This is a genomic window from Burkholderia sp. S-53 (assembly GCF_025560745.1).
Lineage (GTDB): Bacteria > Pseudomonadota > Gammaproteobacteria > Burkholderiales > Burkholderiaceae > Burkholderia > Burkholderia pyrrocinia.
Genome location: NZ_CP090483.1, coordinates 2,151,627 through 2,172,304, shown reverse-complemented (window position 1 = coordinate 2,172,304; position 20,678 = coordinate 2,151,627). Strand labels below are relative to the sequence as shown.

At 67.5% G+C, this 20,678-nt stretch carries 23 protein-coding genes; 14 read left to right on the top strand and 9 right to left on the bottom strand.

Translation table 11 applies throughout. From position 1 onward, the window contains the following. Positions 1–66: 66 nt before the first annotated feature. Entirely contained in the window at positions 67–1,347 is a 1,281-nt protein-coding gene (locus LXM88_RS15010; RefSeq protein WP_262532538.1) for a tyrosine-type recombinase/integrase, read from the bottom strand. 130 nt (positions 1,348–1,477) lie between these two features. On the opposite strand from LXM88_RS15010, the gene LXM88_RS15005 reads away from it, so the two are divergent. The 4 genes from LXM88_RS15005 (at position 1,478) to LXM88_RS14990 (ending at position 3,910) form a co-directional block, all read left to right on the top strand. Next, complete coding sequence (locus LXM88_RS15005) at positions 1,478–1,792, top strand: Dabb family protein (protein ID WP_262532536.1); 315 nt, start codon at positions 1,478–1,480, stop codon at positions 1,790–1,792. Beyond that, positions 1,789–2,268 carry a PaaI family thioesterase gene (locus LXM88_RS15000; RefSeq protein WP_262532534.1) on the top strand — a complete coding sequence of 160 codons (480 nt, stop codon included), beginning with the start codon at positions 1,789–1,791 and terminating at the stop codon, positions 2,266–2,268. Before LXM88_RS15005 ends, LXM88_RS15000 begins: the two co-directional genes overlap by 4 nt. A gap of 199 nt (positions 2,269–2,467) precedes the next feature. Continuing rightward, entirely contained in the window at positions 2,468–3,427 is a 960-nt protein-coding gene (locus tag LXM88_RS14995; RefSeq protein WP_262532532.1) for an alpha/beta hydrolase, read from the top strand. Between the two features lie 42 nt (positions 3,428–3,469). Continuing rightward, entirely contained in the window at positions 3,470–3,910 is a 441-nt protein-coding gene (locus tag LXM88_RS14990) for a GNAT family N-acetyltransferase (protein ID WP_262532530.1), read from the top strand. Positions 3,911–3,926: 16 nt separating this feature from the next. Here LXM88_RS14990 and LXM88_RS14985 read toward each other — a convergent pair whose 3' ends face one another. Together LXM88_RS14985 and ygfZ are read right to left on the bottom strand one after the other, a co-directional pair. Next, positions 3,927–4,772, bottom strand: coding sequence for an NRDE family protein (locus LXM88_RS14985; protein ID WP_262532528.1), 846 nt, complete (start codon positions 4,770–4,772; stop codon positions 3,927–3,929). Between the two features lie 76 nt (positions 4,773–4,848). After that, complete coding sequence (gene ygfZ / locus LXM88_RS14980; RefSeq protein WP_262532526.1) at positions 4,849–5,883, bottom strand: CAF17-like 4Fe-4S cluster assembly/insertion protein YgfZ; 1,035 nt, start codon at positions 5,881–5,883, stop codon at positions 4,849–4,851. Between the two features lie 77 nt (positions 5,884–5,960). On the opposite strand from ygfZ, the gene mltG reads away from it, so the two are divergent. The 9 genes from mltG (at position 5,961) to LXM88_RS14935 (ending at position 14,623) form a co-directional block, all read left to right on the top strand. Next, entirely contained in the window at positions 5,961–6,980 is a 1,020-nt protein-coding gene (gene mltG, locus LXM88_RS14975) for an endolytic transglycosylase MltG (RefSeq protein ID WP_262532524.1), read from the top strand. Next, positions 6,980–7,600 carry a dTMP kinase gene (gene tmk, locus LXM88_RS14970; protein WP_047900899.1) on the top strand — a complete coding sequence of 207 codons (621 nt, stop codon included), beginning with the start codon at positions 6,980–6,982 and terminating at the stop codon, positions 7,598–7,600. The genes mltG and tmk overlap by 1 nt, the downstream gene beginning before the upstream one ends. A 19-nt stretch (positions 7,601–7,619) precedes the next feature. Further along, positions 7,620–8,648 carry a DNA polymerase III subunit delta' gene (locus LXM88_RS14965; RefSeq protein WP_262532521.1) on the top strand — a complete coding sequence of 343 codons (1,029 nt, stop codon included), beginning with the start codon at positions 7,620–7,622 and terminating at the stop codon, positions 8,646–8,648. Positions 8,649–8,789: 141 nt separating this feature from the next. Then, positions 8,790–9,569, top strand: a complete 780-nt coding sequence (locus LXM88_RS14960) for a TatD family hydrolase (protein ID WP_262532520.1) — start codon at positions 8,790–8,792, stop codon at positions 9,567–9,569. Positions 9,570–9,612: 43 nt separating this feature from the next. Further along, positions 9,613–10,323, top strand: a complete 711-nt coding sequence (locus LXM88_RS14955) for an ankyrin repeat domain-containing protein (protein ID WP_262532518.1) — start codon at positions 9,613–9,615, stop codon at positions 10,321–10,323. Positions 10,324–10,442: 119 nt separating this feature from the next. Beyond that, positions 10,443–10,799, top strand: coding sequence for a Rap1a/Tai family immunity protein (locus LXM88_RS14950; protein WP_011885036.1), 357 nt, complete (start codon positions 10,443–10,445; stop codon positions 10,797–10,799). Positions 10,800–10,895: 96 nt separating this feature from the next. Then, positions 10,896–12,068, top strand: a complete 1,173-nt coding sequence (locus LXM88_RS14945; protein ID WP_262532500.1) for a mechanosensitive ion channel family protein — start codon at positions 10,896–10,898, stop codon at positions 12,066–12,068. A 33-nt stretch (positions 12,069–12,101) separates the two neighbouring features. Beyond that, entirely contained in the window at positions 12,102–13,280 is a 1,179-nt protein-coding gene (locus LXM88_RS14940; RefSeq protein ID WP_262532498.1) for an AAA family ATPase, read from the top strand. Between the two features lie 278 nt (positions 13,281–13,558). Continuing rightward, positions 13,559–14,623 carry a glycosyltransferase family 4 protein gene (locus LXM88_RS14935; protein WP_262532496.1) on the top strand — a complete coding sequence of 355 codons (1,065 nt, stop codon included), beginning with the start codon at positions 13,559–13,561 and terminating at the stop codon, positions 14,621–14,623. A 96-nt stretch (positions 14,624–14,719) separates the two neighbouring features. Here LXM88_RS14935 and LXM88_RS14930 read toward each other — a convergent pair whose 3' ends face one another. From LXM88_RS14930 to LXM88_RS14920, 3 genes are all read right to left on the bottom strand, one after another. Further along, on the bottom strand, positions 14,720–15,307 hold the full coding sequence (locus tag LXM88_RS14930; protein WP_262532494.1) for a BPSL1445 family SYLF domain-containing lipoprotein: 588 nt from the start codon (positions 15,305–15,307) through the stop codon (positions 14,720–14,722). Positions 15,308–15,545: 238 nt separating this feature from the next. Beyond that, positions 15,546–15,995 carry a hypothetical protein gene (locus LXM88_RS14925; RefSeq protein ID WP_050013249.1) on the bottom strand — a complete coding sequence of 150 codons (450 nt, stop codon included), beginning with the start codon at positions 15,993–15,995 and terminating at the stop codon, positions 15,546–15,548. Between the two features lie 328 nt (positions 15,996–16,323). Then, a complete protein-coding gene (locus LXM88_RS14920; protein WP_034181226.1) occupies positions 16,324–16,614 on the bottom strand; it encodes a PsiF family protein in 291 nt (96 codons plus the stop codon). A gap of 271 nt (positions 16,615–16,885) precedes the next feature. On the opposite strand from LXM88_RS14920, the gene LXM88_RS14915 reads away from it, so the two are divergent. After that, positions 16,886–17,908: an asparaginase gene (locus LXM88_RS14915; RefSeq protein ID WP_262532478.1), complete on the top strand. Its 1,023-nt coding sequence runs from the start codon at positions 16,886–16,888 to the stop codon at positions 17,906–17,908. Between the two features lie 96 nt (positions 17,909–18,004). Here LXM88_RS14915 and lysM read toward each other — a convergent pair whose 3' ends face one another. The 3 genes from lysM to hyi form a co-directional block, all read right to left on the bottom strand. Then, positions 18,005–18,475, bottom strand: coding sequence for a peptidoglycan-binding protein LysM (gene lysM / locus LXM88_RS14910; RefSeq protein WP_096471108.1), 471 nt, complete (start codon positions 18,473–18,475; stop codon positions 18,005–18,007). A 459-nt stretch (positions 18,476–18,934) separates the two neighbouring features. Beyond that, positions 18,935–19,828: a 2-hydroxy-3-oxopropionate reductase gene (locus LXM88_RS14905; protein WP_128842001.1), complete on the bottom strand. Its 894-nt coding sequence runs from the start codon at positions 19,826–19,828 to the stop codon at positions 18,935–18,937. Positions 19,829–19,868: 40 nt separating this feature from the next. Then, positions 19,869–20,678: a hydroxypyruvate isomerase gene (hyi, locus tag LXM88_RS14900; RefSeq protein WP_262532472.1), complete on the bottom strand. Its 810-nt coding sequence runs from the start codon at positions 20,676–20,678 to the stop codon at positions 19,869–19,871.

Here is a 20,678-nt window from a genome sequence, read left to right as displayed (position 1 = left end):
GCGGCGTAGGTCTAGGCGTCGCTTTTCGTGTGGAGCCTTATTGGATAGGGTGCAGATACTGCTGCATCATCGGGCATTGTCTATAGTCCCGTTGAGTGCTGCGCCGGCCAATGCCTCTGTTTCGAGCTGAGTAAGCCAGTCGGCCCAAACCTGCATCATTTCTCGGCGGTCCGGCAGATATTTCGCGTGATTGTATGTCGCGCGCGTCTTGTCCTTGTCCTTGTGTGAAAGCTGCATTTCAACAACTTCGTCTTTCCAACCCATTTCATGAAGCTGGGTGGACGCGGTTGCTCGAAAGTCGTGACCCGTAATCGGTTGAGGGTTATCAGGGACCATGTAGTCGATCGCTCTGTTGATCGTCGCTCGACTCATGTGGGGTAGCTTCCGGTTGCTGTGAAGGATCGGCAGGACGTATCCGCGATTACCATACATCTCCTGCAACTCGCGCAGCAGGCTCAGTGCTTGTCGAGGCAACGGAACGATGTGTAGCCGCCGAGACTTGATCTTCTCCGCCGGGACCTTCCATTCGGCAGCACCCAGATCAATCTCTTCCCATCGTGCACGACAAAGTTCGATCGTGCGGGGAAAGAGCATCATCAGTAACCGTATCGCGATCACGGTTCGCTTGCTCTTGTAGGTGGGGAGCTGCCGGAATATCGCCTTCAGCTCGTCGCGACTCAGCGCACGTGCGTTCTCAGTCGGTGGTTTTACGACCGATCCACGCAAAACCGACGCGGGGTCCGAATCGGCCCGCAAAGTGATAACGGCGTACTGAAACACATTCGACACGTACTGTCGCAGTTTGATCGCGACGGAAGGAGATCCCCGCTCTTCGACTCGGCGCACCAAGGACAGAACGTCATGTGCGGTTATTGAGCGCATCGGTCGGCTACCGATAAAGGGGTACGCGTCGGTCTCAAGCATGCGCAGGATCTCGCCATAGTGTCGCTCGGTCCACGTCCTGCGCTTCTTCTCAAGCCACTCGTCGCTGACGGCGCGGAAAGTTGCTTTGCCTTCGTTGATGCGCGCGGACAGTACTTCCTGCCGCGCGTGAGACGGATGCAATCCCTTCTTGACGAGTTCACGGGCATCGTCGCGTGCCGCGCGCGCGTCTTGAAGGCTGATGGTGGGATATTCGCCGATCGCGAAGAGGTTCTCCTTCCCAGCAATTCTGTACTTGTACCGCCATAGCTTAGAGCCGGATGGATTCACCAACAGATACAGTCCATTGCCGTCGGTAAGTTTGGTAGGCTTGTTGCCTGCCTTCGCTTGTCGGATCTTGATGTCGGTAAGTGGCACGGTGAAAAAGAGGGTATCGTCTTTGGGTGGTCGAAATGATACCCCCATTTATACCCCCTATTTTCTCGGCTGAACACGATTTCCGGCGAACGTTAGCGAACTGTTGAAAGGCGTGAAACGCCCGACTGGTAAGGGTTCATGGCAAATCGCCGAACCAACACGAACTGGAGCGAACGAAGTGATCAGACATATTGTCATGTGGAAGTTGAAGGAATCGGCGGAAGGCGCGACGCGCGCGCAGAACGCGCTGAAGCTGAAGGAAAAGCTCGAAGGCTGCCGCGACCTCGTGCCGGGCATCCTGCAGATCGACGTCGGCGTGGCGACGCCTGGCCTCGATGCGACTTCCGACATCGTGCTGGTGTCCGATTTCGCGGACAAGGCCGCGCTCGACGCGTACCAGGTGCACCCGGTTCACCAGGAAGTGAAGAAATTCGTCGTCGCGGTGGCCGAATCGCGCGAGTGCGTCGACTACATGGTCGACAGCGCACGATGAGCGACGCGGCATCCCCGACGGACGGCCCGTCGATCGAAAGCCCGTTCGTCGACCTGCTCGGCGTGCAGCTCGTGTCCGCGAAGGATGGCGCGAGCGAGCTCGTGCTGCCGCTCGAAGAGCGGCACATGAACACGTGGAGCATCGCGCACGGCGGCGTGACGATGACGCTCGCGGACATCGCGCTCGCGATGGCGGCGCGCAGCCTGACCGACGACGGCGTCGGCGTCGTCACGGTCGAGATGAAGGTGAACTTCATGCAGCCGGGTCGCGGCGAGTTGCGCGCGTACGGGCGCGTGATGCATCGCTCGACGACGATGGCTTACTGCGAAGGCGAAGTGCGCGATAGCGACGGCAACTTCGTCGCGAAGGCGCTCGGTACGTTCAAGTACATGCGGCGGCTCGCGGTGGGCCGCGACATCAAGCGGCAACGCTCGCGCACGGCGCCGGACGCGCAGCCCGGCCCGAGCGACGCGTAAGCACTCGGACGCACGGCCCTGCCTCCTCACCGGCAGGGCCGTTTTGTTTTGCGGCGCGGGATTGCGTGCCGGGCGCGCTTCACGGGACGCCTGAGGGCCGGGATTTCGACGCGCAGCGCGCGTAGCGCCCACCCGACGCGGGCATGGCATCATGTGACGCTTGACCGTTTACGGTGCCGCGCAGGCGCCGTCCTCACCGATGCCGCTGAATCCGAAGATCGCCCAGGTGCTCGACATGATCGAGCGCGCGAAACGTCCGTCCTATCACCACCAGACGGCGCAGCAGGCGCGCGCCGCGTACGAGAAGAGCGCGCCGATCCTCGACGTCGCGCCTGCGCCGATGCATTCGGTCGAGGAGTGCGTCGTGCCGACGCGCGACGGCCGCACGATCGGCGCACGGCTGTACCTGCCGGTCGAGCCGAGCCTCGCGGAGCCGTTGCCCGCGCTCGTCTACTACCACGGCGGCGGCTTCACGGTCGGCAGCGTCGACACGCACGATGCGCTGTGCCGGATGTTTGCGCGCGATGCGCAATGCGCGGTGCTGTCGGTCGGCTACCGGCTCGCGCCCGAACACAGGTTTCCGACCGCGGTCAACGACGCCGACGACGCGTTGCGCTGGCTGCATCGCGAGGCTGCCGCGTTCGGCATCGACGCCGCGCGACTGGCGGTTGGCGGCGACAGCGCGGGCGGCACGCTCGCGACCGTCTGCGCGGTGCTCGCGCGCGACGCAGGCATTCGCCTGACGCTTCAAATGCTGATCTATCCGGGCGTGACGGGTTACCAGGACACCGAATCGCACGCACGGCTCGCGAACGGCTACCTGCTGTCGCAGGACACGATCCAGTGGTTCTTCACGCAATACGTGCGCGATCCGGCAGACCGCGACGACTGGCGCTTCGCGCCGCTCGACGGCACGCGCGACGCGCCGTCGTTCGCGGGCGTCGCGCCGGCATGGATCGCGACGGCCGAATACGATCCGCTGAGCGATGAGGGCGCCGCGTACGCGGACAAGCTGCGCGCGGCCGGCAATGCGGTTACGCTGGTCTGTTATCCGGGAATGATCCACGAATTCTTCAAGATGGGCGGCTACGTGCCCGAGGTGCGGGCCGCGCATGCCGATGCGATCGCGGCGCTGAAGGCCGCATTCGACGACGTTTGACGGCGGGCGTGTGACGACGTGCTCGCCGCATGGAGGATTGAGATGACGGACGGCGTGGTGGAAACGGGCGACTGGACGGTACTGGGCGGTGACGCCGCGCGGATTCGCGACGCGGTATTCGTGCGCGAGCAGCAGATTCCGCCGGAATGGGAGCTCGACGACGACGATCCGCTATCGCTCCATGCGGTCGCGTACCGGATCGACACGGCGACGGGGGCGCGTCGCGCGGTCGCGACGGGGAGGCTGCTGCCGTCCGGCACGATCGGCCGTGTCGCCGTGCTGGCCGACGCGCGCGGGCAGGGCGTCGGGTCGGCGGTGCTGAATGCGCTGCTCGATGGCGCGCGGCGCCGCGGCGAAACCGTCGTGCGGCTCTACGCGCAGGATTCGGCAGTGTCGTTCTATGTGCGGCACGGCTTCGCCGCGGTCGGCGAACCGTTCGTCGAAGCCGGCGTGCCGCACGTCGAGATGACGCGCGCGCCGTAGCGCCGGGCGCGCGCGTTCAGCGCGGCCGCGTTGCGTCGAGGTCGAACGTGAATGCGCGCTCGAACGCGCCCGGGCGGACGGTACGGTGCGAACCGTCGTCGTCGCAGCGTTCCTTGATCTCGACCGTCAGCCGCACGCCTTCCTTCAGCGTGACGCGCAGCGCGGTCGTGCCGCGCGTGCCGTACTCGGGCGTCTCGATGAACGCGGCCGACAGCGCGCGCTCGCGCTCGATCGGAATGCCCGTGTGCGGCAGCGCGTCGTCGTCCGCGACATGCGGGTCGCGCATCAGATCGATCAGTTCGTCGAGCGACGGGGTCGGATTGTCGGTAAGCAGCGTGCCGAGCTCGGCGCGCTTGCGCACCACTTTCGGCCAGGGCGTATCGAGCCGCGCATTCGACAGCGCGTGCACGCCGGGCGTGATCGCGACCGGCGCGGCGACGGCGCTTTCGCCCTCGGGTGCACGGTTGCAGAGCCACGCGAGTTCGCGCCGTTTCCAGTCGCCGACGAGCAGGTTGAAGCCGTTGTACACGGCCGCATGCTCGGCAAGCTGCCCGAGGTAGTCGAGCGGCGCGACGGACGGGCCGCGGAGGAAATCGGACACGAGCTTGCCGCGGGTCGGCGCGCCCGCACGGATGTCGAACGGCGCACGGTAGTTCGTCAGCGCCGCGAAGCGGCCGTCGCGCGATACGCCGAGCCACGTGCCGCCGGCTTCGAGATCGCGGCCGGCCAGCACGCCCGGCACATCCTCCCACCACGACAGCGGCGCGCTCGTGCGGCGAAAGAACTCGTCGCGGTTGGCGGTCAGGGTAAAGACGGGACCGGCGGCGGCATCAGGCTGCCAGTCGAAGGCAATCAGGCACATCGGGCGAATCTCTCGCAGGAAACATCGGGCGCCGGCTGCGACTCGCGAGCCGGCGCGCGAACGGGTTGTCAGTGCATCACGCTTCCGTCGGCCATGCGTACGGGAGCGCGTCGAACGCGAGTGCCGGGCCGTCGGCCGAACCGAGGTGCACGGTGCCGTTGTCGAGCGCGGCGAGCTTGATCTCGACGAGCGCGTCGACGCCGCCCGCGGGCGCGGCCGCCGCGTTGACGATCATCCCGCACGGCTGGCCGGGATCGTCGCTGTGGAACAGCTCGACGCCGGCATGCACGGTATCGGTCTCGCCGGCGACGTGCGCGAGCGCGGTGCGGCGCTTGATCGTGCCGCGGTACTGGCTGCGAGCGACGATTTCCTGGCCCGGATAACACCCCTTGCGGAAGTTAACGGCGCCGATCACGTCGAAGTTGACCATCTGCGGCACGAACTGTTCGACGGCCGGCTGCGTGATGCGCGGCTCGCCCGCGCGAACGTCGAGCCAGTCCCACACGGCCGGCGACACGACCGGCAGCGTGCCGGCGAGCGCGGCGAGGCGCACGTCGACATCCGCGCGCGGGCCGATCCACAGATAGCGCTTGCGGCCAGCCGCATCGGGTACGCGAATCAGCGTGCCGGCCGGGCCATCGACCTTCACATGCACGCCGTCAGGCAGTGCATCGAAGATGCCCGACAGCGTGTCGCGCACGTCGCCCGCGAAGCCGACCACCGCGAGCGCGTCGCTCGCATCGGTGAGCTTCGCCTTCGAGCGCAGCACGAACATCGACAGCCGCTTCTGCACGGCGGGCTGCACGTCCTTCGACACCAGCAGGCGCACGCCGTGGCCGGCACGCCACGCGAGGAACGACCCGAGGAGGCGCCCCTTCGGCGAGCAATAGCCGGACAGCCGCGCGCTCGCGGCATCGAGATGCTCGATGTCGTTGGTCAGCTGGCTGTGCAGGAACGTCGCAGCGTCGTCGCCGGCCACGTCGACCACGCCGAACTGCGGCAGCGGCATGCAGGCGCCCGGCGCGTCGAAATCGGCGGCGGACGGGCGGGGGAATACGGGGAGCGAGGCGGGTGCGGCCTGGGCAGCCGGTGAAGCGAACGGTGTGCTCATGGAATGAGGGAACAGTCAACCCTGACTTTGACGGAGGCGAGCAAGTATTATATGGGTCTTACCTGAGTCACGTTTCCATGTCCCTACTGAAGAAATGCGCCGCGACGATCGTGGCGCTGGCCGTCGTTGTGGCCGCTGCCGGCGCGGGCGGCGGGTATTACTGGGCGACCCGGCCGCTGCTGCTGGGTTCGGCATCGCTCGACGTCACGATCAAGCCGCGCAGCACCGTGAAGAGCGTCGCGCAGCAGCTCAAGCGCGGCGGCGTGCCGGTCGAGCCGCTCGGTTTCGTCGCGATGACGCGCGTGCTCGGGCTGTCGAGCCGGCTCAAGTCCGGCAACTACGAATTCAAGACCGGCATCGCGCCGTACGAAGTCCTGCAGAAGATCGCGCGCGGCGACGTGAACGAGTACGTCGCGACCGTCATCGAAGGCTGGACCTTCAAGCGGATGCGCGCGGAACTCGACGGGAACCCCGATCTCGCCCACACCACGGCCGGCATGAGCGACGCCGAGCTGCTGCGCGCGATCGGCGCGTCGGACGGCGCCGTCCAGCGCGGCAGCGGCGAGGGGCTGTTCTTCCCCGACACCTACTTGTTCGACAAGGGCACGAGCGACCTGAACATCTACCGGCGCGCGTACCATCTGATGCAGACGCGCCTCGACGAGGCGTGGGCCGCACGCGTGCCGGGGCTGCCCTACAAGTCGCCTTACGAAGCGCTGACGATCGCATCGATCGTCGAGAAGGAAACGGGCCACGCGGCCGACCGCGCGTTCGTTGCTGCCGTGTTCGCGAACCGGTTGCGCATCGGGATGCCGCTGCAGACCGATCCGTCGGTGATCTACGGGCTCGGCGACGCGTACGACGGCCGCCTGCGCAAGCGCGACCTGCAGGCCGACACTCCTTACAATACCTACACGCGACGCGGCCTGCCGCCGACGCCGATCGCGTTGCCGGGTATCGCCGCGCTGCAGGCGGCGATCAATCCGGCGCAGACGAGCGCGCTCTATTTCGTCGCGAAGGGCGACGGCACGAGCGTGTTCTCGGACACGCTCGGCGACCACAACAAGGCCGTGGACAAGTACATACGAGGTCAATAATGGCGAGCGGTAAATTCATCACGTTCGAAGGCATCGACGGGGCGGGGAAGACCACCCACCTGCAATGGTTCTGCGAACGCCTCCAGGGCAAGCTGGCCGCGGCCGGCCGGCAGGTCGTCGTCACCCGCGAGCCGGGCGGCACGCAGCTCGGCGAGAAGCTGCGCGAGATCCTGCTGAACCAGCCGATGGATCTCGAGACGGAAGCGCTGCTGATGTTCGCCGCGCGCCGCGAGCATCTCGCGCTCGTGATCGAGCCGGCGCTCGCGCGCGGCGACTGGGTCGTGTCCGATCGCTTCACCGACGCGACGTTCGCGTACCAGGGCGGCGGCCGCGGGCTGCCGCGCGACAAGCTCGAGACGCTCGAGCGCTGGGTGCAGGGCGGTTTCCAGCCCGACCTCACGGTGCTGTTCGACGTCGCGCCGCAGGTCGCGAGCGAGCGCCGCGGCGCGGCACGGATGCCCGACAAGTTCGAGAGCGAGTCCGACGCGTTCTTCGCGCGCACGCGCGGCGAATACCTGCGGCGTGCGGAAGAGGCGCCGCACCGCTTCGCGATCGTCGATGCGACGCAGTCGATTCCCGAGATCCGCCAGCAGCTCGAACGCGTGCTCGCCGCGCTGTAACCTGCAAGGAACGCACCACATGATCTATCCGTGGCAGACCGACGACTGGAACCGCCTGCAGCAACTGCGCGCGCAATGGCCGCATGCGCTGCTGCTGCACGGCCAGGCCGGGATCGGCAAGCTCCAGTTCGCGCAGCATCTCGCGCAGGGCTTCCTGTGCGAATCGCCGCAGCCGAACGGCGAGCCGTGCGGCACCTGCGCGGCCTGCACCTGGTTCTCGCAGGGCAACCACCCGGACTACCGGATCGTGCTGCCCGAAGCGCTGGCCGGCGAAGCGCCGGGCGCCGCTGACGACGCGAAGCCGGCCGACGCGGACGAAGGCGGCAAGAAGACGCGCGCGCCGAGCAAGGAAATCAAGATCGAGCAGGTGCGCGCGCTGCTCGACTTCTGCGGGGTCGGTTCGCACCGCGGCGGCGCGCGCGTCGTCGTGCTGTATCCGGCCGAGGCGCTCAACGTCGCCGCGTCGAACGCATTGCTGAAAACGTTGGAGGAACCGCCGTCCGGCGTCGTGTTCCTGCTCGTGTCGGCGCGCATCGACCGCCTGTTGCCGACGATCATCAGCCGCTGCCGGCAGTGGCCGATGACCGTGCCCGCGCCCGACGCGGCCGCGGCGTGGCTCGCGGCGCAGGGCGTCGACCATGCGCCCGCGCTGCTTGCCGAAGCCGGTGGCGCGCCGCTCGCCGCGCTGGCGCTCGCGAGCGACGAGAACCGTCCGCTGCGCGACTACACGCTCGGGCAGCTCGCGGCCGGTGCGGGATGCGACCCGTTCGCATGCGGCGAGACGCTGCAGAAGCTGCCGGTGCCGCTGGTGCTCGGCTGGCTGCAGCGCTGGCTGTACGATCTGCTCGCGCAGCGGATGGCGGGTGCGCCGCGTTATTTCCCGATGCACGCGGCGGCGCTCGCGCGCTGCGCGGAGTCGGTCGACGCGAACGCGTTCGCGCGCTTCATGAAAGCCGTCACCCGGCAGCGGACGGTCGAGAACCATCCGCTGAACGCGCGGCTCGTATTCGAGGAATTGTTTCTCGGGTATCGGGAAATGTTCGCATGATCCGGCATTGTTTCTCGCGGGTTGCGAAATGATGACCGGCTCACGCAGCGACGCGGCGGTGGCCGGCCGGCCCGCGAACGCCGCCCGTTGCCGCACGCCGGCGAGCGCATGAGCGCCCGCCTTACGAATTCAGGAAACACGATGTTCGTCGACTCTCACTGCCACATCAATTTCAAGGGCCTGGCCGACCGCCTGCCGGCCGTTCTCGAGAACATGCGCGAGCACGACGTCACGCACGCGCTGTGCGTGTCCGTCGATTTCGAGACGCTGCCCGAGGTGCTCGCGATCGCGGACGCGCACGACAACGTCTACGCGTCGGTCGGCGTGCATCCCGATCACGAGGACGCGCGCGAGCCGACCCTCGCGGAACTCGTCGAGCTGGCCGCGCACCCGAAGGTCGTCGCGATCGGCGAAACGGGCCTCGACTACTACCGTCTCGAAGGCCGCTCGATCGCCGACATGGAATGGCAGCGCGAACGCTTTCGCACGCACATCCGCGCGGCGACCGCGACGATGAAGCCGCTGATCGTCCACACGCGGTCGTCGTCGGAGGACACGCTGCGGATCATGGCGGAAGAGCGCGCGGACGTACCGGGCGGCGTGATGCACTGCTTCACCGAGCCGTGGCCGGTCGCCGAGCAGGCGCTCGCGCAGAACTTCCATATCTCGCTGTCGGGCATCGTCACGTTCAAGAACGCGACCGACGTGCAGGACGTCGCGCGGCGCGTGCCGCTCGACCGGCTGCTGATCGAGACCGACTCGCCGTACCTCGCGCCGGTGCCGTATCGCGGCAAGCCGAATGAACCTGCGTACGTCAGCCATGTCGGACGCTTTATCGCATCCGAGCGCGGGATCGCCGTCGACGCGCTCGCCGACGCGACGACTGAGAACTTTTTCCGGCTGTTCAAGATCGCCCGCTAACGACGCGCGCACAGCCGACAACCCAGGGAAGGAGCCCACAACAATGACGAAGCCGACCAACCATCTGACCAAACGCGCACTCGTCGCCGCCGCGCTGGTCGCGAGCGGCCTGTTCGCCGCCGCCGGCGCGCATGCCGAGTCGCTCGACGCGATCGTCAAGGCCGTCAAGTTCGACGACATCGCCGACATCGGCAAGCAGCTCAAGAGCGGCAAGCTCGATCCGAACACGCTCGCGCCGAACGGCGACCCGATCCTGGTGATCGCCGCGCGCGAGAAATCCGACAAGGTCGCGGCCGCGATCGCCACGACGCCGAACGTCGACCTCGAGAAGGAAGACAAGGCCGGCGAGAACGCGCTGATGCTCGCGTCGCTGAACGGCGACCTCGACCTCGTCAAGCTGCTGATCGACAAGGGCGCGGAAGTCAGCAAGAAGGGCTGGGCGCCGCTGCACTACGCGGCGACCAACGGCCAGGACGCGGTCGTCAAGGTGCTGCTCGACCACGACGCGTATATCGACACGGCTTCGCCGAACGGCACGACGCCGCTGATGATGGCCGCGCGCGGCAACCATGCGTCGACGGTCACGCTGCTGCTCGACCAGGGCGCCGATCCGCAGGTGAAGAACCAGCTCGGCATCACCGCGCTCGAGTTCGCGAAGCACTACAAGGCGCCGGACGCGATCGACATCCTGAGCAAGCGGACGGTGCGCGTCGGCGCGTCGGCGCCGGCAGATGCGCAAAAGAGTGCAAAATGACGGTTTTCGGTGCGGCGGCCGGTGCGCGCCCGGCCGGTTTCCGGCCGGAACGGCGTGCCCCGGCGCCGCGCCGGCCAGGGCAGCAGGCGGCCTCGGGCCGCATTGACATAAGGAACACCATGTTGCGCGCAATGTTTTGTGCCGCGGCGTTTGCCGTGCCGTTGTCGGCGGCGGCTTTCACGGGCGCGGATCTCGACCGGCTGTGCGCGAAGACGGACGTCAAGTCGCGGGCGTCGTGCGCGGCCTACATCGAAGGCGCCGCCGACGGCGTCTACAACACCATCGACGCGATCGGCGGTACCACGGGGCCGCGTGTCGGCCAGTATTTCTGCCTGCCGCCCGACATCCGGGCGCAGCAGATGACCGATGCGGTGCGCAAGTACATCGCGGAAAATCCGAAGCTGGCCGACTACAACGCGAGCACCGCGGTGTCGCTCGGTCTCGGCAAGGCGTTTCCCTGCAGGGGCGGCAACTGACCTGACGCCGTCTCCGGGCGCGTGCGTTGCCCGGATGTCGCCGACGCATCCAGGACGAGGCGTGCGCGCCTCATAACCGAAGCATCCCGGGCGCCGATGATTTCAATCGAGGAACTGCAGCGCATCGCCGATGCGCCGCTGCATTCGTGGCTCGGCACGCTGGCCGTGTCGGTCATCGTCGTACTGGTCGTCACGATCGGGCACCGTGTCGGCGCACGCATCGTCAAGCGCGTCGCGCAGCCGTATCCGCTGATGAGCGCGATCCTGCGCCACATCGACAAGCCGTCGCTCGTCGTGCTCGCGCTGCTGGCGCTCGAATTCCTGTGGGTCCAGTCCGACGACGGCATGTCGTTCGTGCGCGGCATGCGCACCGCGGCGGCGGTCGGCTCCATCGTGTCGCTCACGTGGCTGCTGGTGCGGCTCGCGGCCGGCGTCGGCGACGCGATCATCCAGGCGCATCCGATGGATACGGCCGACAACCTCCACGCGCGTCGCATCCATACGCAGGCCAGGGTGCTCGTGCGGACCGTGATGGTGCTGATCGTGATCATCGGCACCGGCGCCGCGCTGATGACGTTCCCGAACGTGCGCCAGGTGGGCGCGAGCCTGCTGGCGTCGGCCGGCGTCGCGGGCCTGGTCGCCGGTATCGCCGCGCGGCCGGTGCTCGGCAACCTGATTGCCGGGCTGCAGATCGCGCTCACGCAGCCGATCCGGCTCGACGACGTGGTCGTGATCCAGGGCGAGTGGGGGCGCATCGAGGAAATCACCGGTTCGTTCGTGTCGGTGCGGCTGTGGGACCAGCGGCGCCTCGTCGTGCCGCTGCAGTGGATCATCGAGAACCCGTTCACGAACTGGACGCGCAACAGCTCGGAGATCATCGGCACGGTCTACCTGTCGGTCGACTATCGGACGCCGCTCGCGCCGCTGCGCGAGGAACTCGCGCGGCTCGTTCACGCGGCGCCCGAGTGGGACGGCCGCGTGCAGGTGCTGCAGGTGACCGACGCGACGGAGCGCGCGATGCAGTTGCGCGCGCTCGTCAGCGCGGCCGATTCGTCGTCGTGCTGGGATCTGCGCTGCCGCGTGCGCGAAGGGTTGATCGCGTACCTGCAGGATCGCTATCCGCAATGCCTGCCGCGCAGCCGGATGGAACTGTATCCGCACGATTCCGCGCCGGACGCGCCGAATCCCGAACGGCCGCACGCGCGGCCGCCTGCCGCCAGCACGGCGGCCAACACCGCAGCCGATCCGCAGGCCGGCGAAGGCCGCTGAAAGCGGCCCGGTGCCTGCCCGCCATCCATCGCCATGACCGCGCTGAACACGCTTGCCATCGCCAACTACCGCTCGCTGCGCGAGCTGATCGTGCCGCTCGCGGCGCTCAACGTCGTCACGGGCCCGAACGGCAGCGGCAAGTCGAGCGTGTACCGCGCGCTGCGGCTGCTTGCCGACACCGCGCAGGGCCGCGTAATCCCGTCGCTCGCCCGCGAGGGCGGGTTGCCGTCGACGCTGTGGGCGGGCCCCGAACGCTTTTCGCGGGCGATGCTGAACGGCGACGCGCCGGTGACGGGCACGGTGCGCAAGGAGCCGGTGAGCCTGAAGCTCGGCTTCGCGTGCGACGATTTCGGCTATGCGATCGATCTCGGCCTGCCGGTGAAGAACGACGCGTCGATGTTCCGGCTCGATCCGGTGGTCAAGCGCGAATGCATCTGGGGCGGCGCGCTGCCGCGCCCGTCGACGCTGCTGGTCGACCGGCAGGGCGCGCAGATCCGCGCGCGCACCGCGTCGGGCGACTGGCAGACGATTCCGCAGCCGGTCGCGAGCTTCGACAGCATGATGACCGAGTTCGCCGATCCGACCGGCGCGCCCGAGATGATCGCGGTGCGCGAGCGGATCCGCTCGTGGCGCTTCTACGACCATTTCCGGACCGATGCGCAGGCGCCGGCACGGCAGTCGCATATCGGCACCCACACGCCGGTGCTGGCGGACGACGGCGCGGACCTGGCCGCCGCGCTGCAGACGATCCGCGAAATCGGCGACGGCGCGGCACTCGATGCGGCGATCGACGACGCGTTTCCCGGTGCATCGGTCGAGATCGACAATCCGGGCGGACGCGGACGCTTCGACGTGCTGATGCGCCAGCCGGGGCTGCTGCGGCCGCTCGCGGCGGCCGAGCTGTCCGACGGCACGCTGCGCTACCTGCTGCTCGCGGCCGCGCTGCTGACGCCGCGGCCGCCGGCGCTGATGGTGCTGAACGAACCGGAGACGAGCCTGCATCCCGATCTGCTGCCGGCGCTCGGCCGCCTGATCGCGCAGGCCGCGCAGCGCTCGCAGGTGCTGGTCGTGTCGCATGCGGCGCGGCTCATTGCGACGCTCGAGCGCGAGGCCGGCTGCGAATCGCTGCTGCTCGACAAACAGCTCGGCGCGACCGCGCTCGTCGATGCCGACACGCGCGACCTGCCGGCATGGAAGTGGCCGTCGCGCTGACCGGTACGGCGGCGTGCGCCCGGCCGCGTTCGTCGACCAAGGGGCCCGAACCGGCCCGGCTGTACCCGGTGCGGCGCGATCGGGCCTGACGGGCGGAATGTATCCGGTCTGTAACAACGCCCATAAAATGAAAGACGGGCGGTTCCGCGCGACGGGATCGCGAATAATAGTGAGATATCCGGCTGGCGCCATGCCGGCCGGCGCGGCATGGGGGCGGGGCGGACGTACGAACGCCCGCCGGCCGTGCAGCGACGAACAGGACACAGGAGACGTGGACCATGAGAATTGCCCAGATCGCCCCGCTGACCGAATCGGTGCCGCCGAAGCTGTACGGCGGCACGGAGCGTGTCGTGTCCTACATCACCGAGGCGCTCGTCGAGCTCGGCCATGATGTGACGCTGTTCGCCAGCGGCGACTCGACGACACGGGCGAAGCTCGAACCCGTCTGGCCGCGTGCGTTGCGGCTCGACACGTCGATCCGCGACCGCATCGCCCCGCACATGCTGCTGATGGAGACGGTCGCGCGCCGCGCGAAGGACTTCGACGTGCTCCATTTCCACATGGACTACTACTCGTTCTCGGTCTTCAATCGGCAGGAAACGCCTTACGTGACGACGCTGCACGGCCGGCTCGACCTGCCCGAACAGCAGCCGGTGTTCGACACGTTCAACACGGCGCCGGTGATCTCGATCTCGAACTCGCAGCGCCAGCCGCTGCCGCAGGCGAAATGGCTGACGACCGTCTACCACGGGCTGCCCGATACGCTGTACATGCCGCAACCCGTCGAGCCGCGCTATCTCGCGTTCCTCGGCCGCATCTCGCCGGAGAAGCGCGTCGACACCGCGATCAGCATCGCCCGCCAGTGCGGGCTGCCGATCCGGATCGCCGCGAAGATCGATGCGGCCGACCAGGAATACTTCGACCGCGAGATCAAGCCGCTCTTCGCGTTGCCGCACGTCGAATACATCGGCGAGATCGCCGATCACCAGAAGGCCGAATTCCTGTCAGGCGCGCATGCGCTGCTGTTTCCGATCGACTGGCCGGAGCCGTTCGGCCTCGTGATGATCGAGGCGATGTCGTGCGGCACGCCGGTCATCGCGTTCAATCGCGGCGCGGTGCCGGAAGTGGTGGACGAGGGCGTATCGGGTTTCATCGTCGAGGACGAAATCAGCGCGGTGGCTGCCGTGAACCGGCTGCACCTGCTGCCGCGCGCCCGCGTGCGGCAGCGTTTCGAGGAGCGCTTCACGTCGCGCCGGATGGCGCAGCAATACGTCGACGTCTACCAGTCGGTGATCCGTGCGCAGAAACGCTCGCGCTTCAAGGTGATCGACTCGACGACCTGACGCGAGACGCGGGCGGATAAAAAAACGGCGATGCCCGCAAGGACATCGCCGTTTGCGCATGGTCCGCGCGCGTTGCGCACGGGCGGTGCGCGAGCGTCAGATCTTGAGCTTCGTGACCTTCGTGCCGTTGATCGACACGTCGCCCATCAGGCCCGCGTTCGTCAGCACGACGACCTCGACCGGCGCGGTGGCCGTGGTCGTGTCGATCGCGCCGTTCGCGCCCATCTTCACGAGCGCGACCGACGCGCCGGCGCCGGCTGCCCAGCCGTCCGAGCCGCGGAATTCGTCGAGCGCTTCCTGCGTCATGAACAGGAACACGATCGCCTTCGACTGCGCACCGGCCTGCAGGCCGACCGACAGCGACGACGTGTTGTAGTAGCCGACCGTGCTGCCGCCGACGCGCAGTGCGCCGTTGCCGGACTGGCCGCCGACGATGAAGCCGGCCTGGAGCACGTCCGGGAACACCAGCACGCCGCGCGACTTCGCGACGAGTTCACGCGAACCCTTGACCGTGGAATACAGGCGCGACAGCGTCCCATCGACACTCGCGTCGATCGCCTGGCGCTTCGACGCGTTGGTCGCGGCGTTGTCCGGCTTGTCCGGGGTGGTGGTGCAACCGGTAAGCGCGAGGCTACCGACGATGAGCGCCGCGGCGGCTTTCAGCACAAGATTCCGTTTTTGCATCGTTCTTCTCCATCGGATGACGTTCGGAGTGAGTCTCGCTCAAGGAGCGGATCACGTCGGCAGTTATATCACAGAGGATTACAACCCCTTTTCGATCGCGCATGAAAGAGCGTCAAATCGCGTCGGGGGTGTCGCGGCGCGCCAACGGACGGAGCGACGCCCGCGCGCCGACACGCCCCGTGCGGGTTGGCATGCGGGGAGCGGGACGGCAAATCGGGCGGCGGCGCTTGCTGGCGTGTCAGTGCGTGACCGGCGGGACGGGTGGTTTGATCGGCGGGCGCCGCAGCGCGCGGCGGATCAGCGCGATCACGACGCCGCAGGCGAACAGGAACGCGGCCGGTACGACCCAGTAGCCGACGAACGCATGCCACAGATAGCCCGCGAGCGTATTGCGGCGCACCACGTATTCGTCGCGGGCCGCCTGTTGGCGCGGCGCGTTGGCGGCGAGCACGTCGGCCGGGCAGCCGGCCGCGCGCGCCTCGTCAGGATCCCCGTGGCACTTCGCGGCGGCGCCGGCTGCCTGCTGCGCGTCGGTGAGCTGCCAGGTGGTCAGCGCGAGCTGCAGGTCCGCCTTGTTGTAGGCCATTTCCTCGCGGATCTCGCGCACGGCGACGATCGCGACGGGCACGGCCCAGAACACGATCACGATCAGCCAGCGGCGGAACCAGCGGTGTTGTCTCCATGCCATCCATGCCTCCGTTTGACGCGCCTGCGCGTCTGTCTCGAGGGCGGCCCGATGGCGCTTCTTGTACTTGAGTGGGCCGCGTTGCAGCCATCATAGAAGAAAACGCGGCGAATTGCCGCACCATGTGGCGGTGCCGGTGCGGTGGCCCGGAAAGCGGGGCGGGCGCAGGCGGGCGGTCGAACGACGGCGGCGGAACGCGCGCGGCAGGTCGAGGTGAGCGACACGTGCGGCAGGCGCTTCAAGCGCGTACGCGTCGATGCGCATGCAACGAAAACAAAAATGCCGCGCCCGCCGAAGCGGTGCGCGGCATTCGATACGGGAGCGCCGGGACTCAGGCGGCCGGCTGGCTGCTCAGGCAGCTCTTCATGAACGCCTTGCGGTCGTCGCCCTTCTTGCCGGTGGCCTGCGTGTTGCATGCCTTCATCTTTTCCTGCTGCGTCATCGCCTTCGCGGGCTTCGCCGACAGGCAGTCCTTCATGAACGCCTTGCGTTCGTCGCCCGTCTTGCCTGCTGCCTGGGTGTTACAGGCCTTCATCTTGTCCTGCTGGCTGTTCGCCGCGAACGCGGGGGAAGCCAGCATGCCGCCGAGAAGCACTGCGGCTACGAGCGATTGGATTTTCATTTCGACACTCCCATGGGGTGAATTGCGTGTTATTGACGCCGTCACGAAGCGCGTCGCGATGACGATAGGGTCGCATCGCGCCGCCCGCTCCGATTATGGCAAATCAATGTGAAAACACCAGAACGGCACTTTCTATAACGTTGCGGGCGCCACGGCCGTTGACGACGCGCGCGACCGGACGATCGGGACAAACCATGAGATACGGCGGCCGGCATCGGCCGTGCCGCCGGAACCTGCCGGATCCCGGCCGCGAGCCATTACAATCGCGGCCATGAATACTCAGAATCCCGCATCCCCTCCGTCCGCGGCGGCCCTGCCGCGCATCGCCGTGCTCGCTACCGGCGGCACGATCGCCGGTGCCGCGCCCGACGCGGCCAGCACGGCCGGTTACCAGGCCGGCGCGCTCGGCGTCAATTTCCTGGTCGACGCGGTGCCGGCGCTCGCGTCGGTCGCGCGCATCGCCGCCGAGCAGATCGCCAGCATCGACAGCAAGGATCTCGCGCTGCCGCTGTGGAACACGCTGGCCGCGCGGATCGACGCGCTGATGGCCGATCCGGCGGTCGACGGCATCGTGATCACGCACGGCACCGACACGCTCGAGGAAACCGCGTATGCCCTTCACCTGGTCGTGAAGGGCGACAAGCCGGTCGTGCTGACGGCCGCGATGCGGCCGGCGACCGCGCTGTCGTCCGACGGCCCGCTGAACCTGCTGAACGCGGTGACGGTGGCCGCGCATCCGGCCGCGCGCGGGCAGGGCGTGCTGGTCGCGTTCAACAACCGGATCCACGGCGCGCGCGACGTCGTGAAGACGAGCACCTATGCGGTCGACGCATTCCAGTCGCCGGAACTCGGCGCGCTCGGCTGGGTGCAGGACGGCCGCGTCGAATTCGCGCGCCGCGTCACGCGCTCGCGCGACACGCAACTGGCGATCGTCGGCGCGTGGCCGCCGGTCGAAGTCGTCACGAGCTACGCGGGCGTGACGCGCACGGCCGTCGATGCGCTGGTGGCGGCCGGCGTGCGCGGGCTCGTCGTGGCCGGCACCGGCAACGGTTCGATCCATGCGACGCTGCAGGCGGCGCTTGTCGATGCCGTGCAGGCGGGGGTTGTCGTGATTCGTGCATCGCGCGTCGGCTCGGGGCACGTGATGCGCAACGGCGCAGCCAACGACGACGCGCTCGGCTTCGTCAGCGCGGGCTCGCTGAATCCGTTCAAGGCGCGCGTGCTGCTGATGCTCGCGCTGGCGAACGGCATCCGGGCGCGCGACGAACTGCAGCGCCTGTTCGATACGTTCTGACCGATGTCCGCCCGCCGCTCCGGCGGTGCGGCGGCACCAAAGAAAAAGGCAGGCCATCTGGCCTGCCTTTTCCGTTTTTCGATCCTGCGCGGATGCTCAGGACTGCGGCGGAATCACGAGCTTCTGGCCCGGGTAGATCTTGTCCGGGCTCGACAGCATCGGCTTGTTCGCCTCGAAGATCACCGGGTACTTGTTTGCGTCGCCATACACTTCCTTGGCGATCGCCGACAGCGTGTCGCCGGACTTCACGTCGTGGTACTGCACTTCCGGATCGTCCGGCTGCAGATCGTCGTCGTTGACGCCCGCGACGCCTTGCACGTTGCCGGCTGCGACCTTGACCTTGGCCTTCGTGTCGAGATCGGCAACGCTGCCCGACAGCGTGACGGTGCGCGATGCGCCGTCGAACGCGACCGTCAGGTTCGACGTGTCGAGACCCTGCGTGCTGATGTAGTTCTTGATTGCATCGGCCGCGGTCTGGTTCGCGGCATTCGGATCTTCCGCCGCTTGCGCGTCGGCATGACCCAGCAGTTTTTCACCCGCCTCTTTGATAAACGAAAGAAGACCCATCGCTGCACTCCTTAGGTGGTTGAAAAGAAAACGCGCCGTGAAGTGGCGAAAAAAACACCGCGCTGGGCGCATTCACCGGAGTGAACGCAAGCGCGGCGGTTTTCTCGAAAGGCGTGGCGAAAGTGTAGGCGCTCAGCGCGACGATTGCATGAAAAATCGCACGCTCGAACGTAAAGAAATGTAATACGCGAAATCCGACAGGCGGACACCCGACGACGACGTCTGACCGACCAAGGCTTCCCCGGCGCCGCCGGGTGCCGCTGCGGACCCCACCACGCCGCTCTCAGCCCAGAGCGGCGTTTTTCGCCCCGTCGCGCACGCGCTTGGCGATGCGCGGCGGGGCGCCCCACCGTGATGCGCGCACGTGTCGCGCATCGATGCGACCGGCCACGGCCGGATCGCGCAAGTCTGTCGCGCGCGTCCGCCATTGCAGCGGAACCGCGCGTCGTTGCGTCCGCGTTACGCGGCCGGCGTCTGGCCGATCTCGAAGTTCGACATGATCTCGAGCGCGCGCACGAGTGCCGAGTGATCCCATGCCTTGCCGCCGTGCGATGCGCACACGCTGAACAGTTGCTGCGCGCTCGCGGTGTGCGGCAGTGCGAGGCCGAGCTTGCGTGCACCGTCGAGCGCGAGGTTCAGGTCCTTCTGGTGCAGCTCGATGCGGAAGCCCGGATCGAACGTACGCTTCGTCATCCGCGCGCCGTGCACTTCGAGGATGCGCGAGGCAGCGAAGCCACCCATCAGCGCCTGGCGCACGCGCTCCGGATCCGCGCCCGAGCGTGCGGCGAACAGCAATGCTTCGCCGACGGCTTCGATGTTCAGCGCGACGATGATCTGGTTCGCGACCTTGCAGGTCTGGCCCGCACCGTTGTCGCCGACGAGCGTGATGTTCTTGCCCATCTTCTCGAACAGCGGCTTCGCGCGCTCGAATGCCTGTTCCGGGCCGCCGACCATGATCGTCAGCGATGCTTCGCGGGCACCGACTTCGCCGCCGGACACCGGCGCGTCGAGGTAGTCGCAGCCGAGTGCGTTGATCTGCTTCGCGAATTCCTGCGTGTCGAGCGGCGAGATCGAGCTCATGTCGATCACGAGCTTGCCGGCCGTCAGGCCCTTCGCGACGCCGTCGTCGGCGAACAGCACGTTACGCACGTCGGGCGTGTCCGGCACCATTACGACGATGACGTCCGCGTTCTGCGCGACTTCGGTCGAGTTCGCGACGACCTTCGCGCTCGCACGCAGGTCGTCCGGGATCGGGAACGCGCCGTTCACGACGAGTTGATGATCGCCCTTGAGCAGGTTGCGCGCCATGTGCGCGCCCATGATGCCGAGGCCGATGAAACCGATGGTTGCCATGTGAAAGTCTCCTATAGGGCGAAAACGGGACGGGCGGATCTCAGGCGGCGCGGCGCGCCGAGCCCGGTGCGCCGCCGGCGACGCTTTGCAGCCAGCCGAGCCCTTCCGTCGTGGTGGTGCGGGGCTTGTATTCGCAGCCGACGTAGCCGTCGTAGCCGAGCCGGTCGAGCAGGGCGAACAGGACCGCGTAGTTGATCTCGCCCGTGCCCGGCTCGTTACGGCCCGGGTTGTCCGCGAGCTGGACGTGGCCGATCGACGCGAGGTTGCGTTCGATCGTCGCGGCCAGTTCGCCTTCCATGCGTTGCATGTGATAGATGTCGTACTGCAGGAACAGGTTGTCCGAGCCGACCGCGCGGATCACGTCGAGCCCTTCGGACGAACGGTTCAGCGCGAAGCCCGGGATGTCGAAGCGGTTGCACGGCTCGACGAGCAGGCGGATGCCTTCGCGCTTCAGTGCGTCGGCGGCAAAGCGCAGGTTGTCGACGATCGTGACGAACGTCTTGTCGCGCGCGGTGCTGGCCGACGGGATCCCGACCAGGCAGTTCAGTTGCGGCACCTTCAGCGCCTTCGCGTACTCGATCGCACGGCCGACACCTTCCTGGAACTCGCCGACGCGATCGGGCAGGCATGCGATGCCGCGCTCGCCCTGGTCCCAGTTGCCGGCGGGCAGGTTGTGCAGCACGAGGCGCAGGCGGTGCGTCTCGAGCCGCTCGGCGAGTTCCTCTTTCGCGTACGGATACGGGAACAGGAACTCGACGGCGTCGAAGCCCGCGTCCGCGGCCGCGTTGAAGCGGTCGAGGAACGGCACTTCGTTGAACAGCATGGTCAGGTTTGCAGCAAACTTCGGCAT